The sequence below is a fragment of the Azoarcus taiwanensis genome (genome assembly GCF_012910885.1).
In the GTDB taxonomy this organism is placed as follows: Bacteria; Pseudomonadota; Gammaproteobacteria; order Burkholderiales; family Rhodocyclaceae; genus Azoarcus_F; species Azoarcus_F taiwanensis.
The window spans coordinates 1-3,333 of the sequence record NZ_WTVM01000220.1 but is presented as its reverse complement, the minus strand read 5'-3'; the positions used below and the strand labels follow the sequence as shown (position 1 = coordinate 3,333).

Below are 3,333 nucleotides of genomic sequence, written 5' to 3'. Positions count from 1 at the left end.
CCCTCGGGTCCAGGACAGCTTCCACATCGAACACCACTGATTCCCTTTCCATCTCTGACTCCTTCAAGTCGATGGGTGGGGAAAATTCGATTACCACAGGTGGGGATTATTGGATTACCGCTGACAGCAGCCGTGATTCTTGCAAGCACAGACACCTCCACGCAGACCTACACCCTCAGCGGTGCGAAAGCGCTAACAACGCGTGAGATCGCTGCTGCCATCAGCGCTGCCGTTGGCGATCCCCTTGCCGTGGTGGACGTATCGCAGGAAGCCCTGGTGCAGGGACTGATGGCAAGCGGTCTCCCGGAGGCGGCCGCACGCGAAATCGCATCGTTCGATGCCAATGCAGCGGCGGGTGGCTTTTCCGGTGCAACATGCGATTACAAGGCCATCACTGGTCGAGAACCGCAAAGCCTCGACGAATGGTGTCGTGCGAACAGGAGTGCATTGATCGGTACGCGGTGAGAGAGATGCACATCACGGCGCTATTCGCGAATCTATGCGTTGGGCTGGCTCATCACCGTGTTTTTCAGTCGGAACCGCAACCCAGGCTCGGCGCGTTCAACTGTCAGACGCCACCCGTGCGCCAAAGCAATTTCCTGGCAAATGGACAAGCCAAGGCCTGCCCCGTGGTCGCGTCGATGCGCCGCGCGCCAGAATCGCTCGAACAACAACGGGAGTTGGGCAGGATCGAGGCCTGGCCCCCAATCCCGCACGGACAGCGCGTCACTTTGAACTTCCACATCTACCGTTGTCGACGCGGGCGCATGCTGAATGGCGTTCTCCAGCAGATTCTTCAGCAGCGTGAACAAAGCTCCGCGGTCAGCCTTCCATTCAATGTTCTCGGTCGCTGATACCGTCAAGCGCACACCGGCGGCCTCGGCCATGCGCTGCAAATAGGAGGCGGCCTCGTCGGCGACTTCTTGCACCTTGACTGTCGTGAAGTCGTAGTTGTGAGCCTCGCTGGCTTCAGCCAAGAGCAGAAGCTGTTGCACCTGGCGCGTCATGTATTCGACATCACTCAGCAATGCACCCCGATCGCCATCGTCACCTTCCATCAGTTCGATCTGGGCGCGAATCAGCGTGAGGGGCGTCTTCAACTCGTGCGCTGCATTGCCAAGAAACTCTTTCTGTACGCGGTAGCCCTGATCGAGACGCTCAAGCGTTCGGTTGAAGCTATCAACCAGGGGGCTGATCTCCGCTGGCACCACCTCAGTTTGCAGCCGCGCATGAAGCGATCGCGGTGAGATGGCTGCCGCGGCCTCGGAGATGCCGCGCAGCGGTTTGAGCGCATAGCGCAGTGTGATATATGCGCACAGGCCGAATGCGACAATCAACACGGCACTGAAGATGCCAATGCCAATTCCCATGTACGGCAACGCGAACTTGTGCTGGATGAGCTTCATGAGACGCTCACTGGTGGCGAACTGCACGAGCCATTGCTGTCCCTGATACTCGAAAGATTCGGTGGCACCGTGCAGCGTCATGCCGTTGTGCTTGAAGACAAAGGTGTCTCGCTCCAACCGGGGGGCGCTGCCGCCGGCTGGCCAGAATGCTCCCCCAGCCTCTGAAACGAGTGCTACGTTTCCCTGCACATCCAGCACGCGCCAGGCGGTCTCATGGGGGAGGCTTTCGTACAGCCAGTCCAGATCGGCTTCGCTGGCAGCGAGCCTGACAGGCTTACCGTTGGTGTCAAACTTGATCTTGCTCGCAAGAGTCCCAACGCGCTCCCGCAACTCCAGATCAGCCAGAACGTCGTTCTCCACCATCCAGACCGCGGCTGCGACGGCCAGCGCGATACTCAGGAGGGCGCCCACGACGTAGGCCGCCAAAACCTTCAGGCCCAGACTACTGAGCCGAATCGTCTTCGCGGAGCGCATAGCCGAGACCTCTGACATTGACGATCCGCTGCTGCGAACCGATAGCGACCAGTTTGCGGCGTATGCGGTGAAGGGCCACATCCAGCGCGTTCGGTGTGACCGCCTCGCTCAACCCCCACGCTGCCGCCTCCAGCGCATTGCGACGCACGACTTCCTCGTGCTTGCGCAAGAGCAGCAGCATGATGTGTACTTCCGCCGGGGCGAGCGTGACCCTTTCATCCCCGCAGCACAAAACGCTGGCGGCGGACTGCAGCGTCAGATCGCCGTGGCTGGGATCGAGCGCTCGGAACTCCACGGGGCGACGCAGCAACGCCCGGACTCGCGCCACCATCTCGTCCATCGCGAACGGCTTGGGGAGGTAGTCGTCGGCTCCTGCTTCGAGACCTTCCACACGGTCATGCAGGGCATCTCGGGCCGTCAACACGAGGCAAGGAACGCGAACGCCGGAACTGCGCAGCCTTTGCAATAGGACCAGCCCGTCCCCGTCTGGCAACCCCCGATCAAGAACCAAGGCTTGGTAAGACATCTGCTGAACGGCCGTCCACGCGGCGTCGATGCGGTCCGCCACATCGACGCCGATTCCTGCGGCTACCAAGCCTTTGTGTATCAGCCGGGCCATCCGCTCATGGTCTTCGATCAAGAGTATTCGGCTCATCAGAAACTGTATTTGTAGCCCAGCATCACGCGGTTCTCGGTTGAACGACCCACGATAGGGCTGTCTTTGATTTCCTTGCCCAGGGATCTCACTCCAACATTGAGCATCATCGAATGTTGCTTGTCAAAACGGTAAATGCCTGTCAAGTTGATCTCCGGGTTGACCGTGGCCTTGCCGGTGTAGGCTGCCCGCCCCGACGTTGCTTCGTTGGCACGCACGCCGTAGTAGTAGTCCACGTACTTTTTATCCACCCACTCAACACCCACTTGGGGTATCAGCATCAGGCTCGGGCTCAGCATGATCTTGCGCTCCAAGCCGAAGTTAAGGCGTTGGCCTTTGCTGTTGCCCGAGGCGCCCAGCCACTCCAACTTGACGTCGGCCAGGTCATTTTCCCACTCCATCTTGGCGCCGAACCAGACGCTGGACTTGCGCTCGGCCATGCCAGCCAAGGCCGGTGAGTCGCTGGCCTCGTAGCCAGCGCCGTCGAACAGCTTGGTCACGATGCCGAAGTTGAGGCGCTGCGACTCATTCAGATCGATTCCGGGCAGCTTCAATTCCAGGTTCGGGCCGCCCAGCTTTACGTACCGATTTTCGTAAGAGATCATGGGCAAGGCCTTGGTCTCGCGATCCATGCCCTTGTACGCCTTCTGCGCGCTGATGGCGGCCAGGCCCAGGCCCCAGGAGGAACCCTCGGGCTCACCCTTACCGGGAGGCTGCTGGGCAAACGCCGGAGCGGAGCAGGCCAACACTGCTGCGACAGCAGAGACACGGGTCAGGCTGGTAGCGCTTGCCTTGAAG

General features: G+C 60.3%; 4 protein-coding genes. 1 reads left to right on the top strand and 3 read right to left on the bottom strand.

Annotated elements, in window-relative coordinates:
• Positions 1–465 (top strand): Rossmann-fold NAD(P)-binding domain-containing protein (locus GPA21_RS19625; protein ID WP_422614182.1); only part of this gene is annotated, 465 nt, incomplete at its 5' end.
• 32 nt (positions 466–497) lie between these two features.
• On the opposite strand, the gene GPA21_RS19620 is transcribed toward GPA21_RS19625, so the two are convergent.
• From GPA21_RS19620 to GPA21_RS19610, 3 genes are all read right to left on the bottom strand, one after another.
• Positions 498–1,880: an ATP-binding protein gene (locus GPA21_RS19620; protein ID WP_168989757.1), complete on the bottom strand. Its 1,383-nt coding sequence runs from the start codon at positions 1,878–1,880 to the stop codon at positions 498–500.
• Positions 1,849–2,520, bottom strand: coding sequence for a response regulator transcription factor (locus GPA21_RS19615; protein WP_246262069.1), 672 nt, complete (start codon positions 2,518–2,520; stop codon positions 1,849–1,851). The genes GPA21_RS19620 and GPA21_RS19615 overlap by 32 nt, the downstream gene beginning before the upstream one ends.
• 14 nt (positions 2,521–2,534) lie before the next feature.
• Positions 2,535–3,333, bottom strand: a 799-nt coding sequence (locus GPA21_RS19610; protein WP_211163722.1) for a MipA/OmpV family protein, incomplete at its 5' end; no start/stop codon positions are given.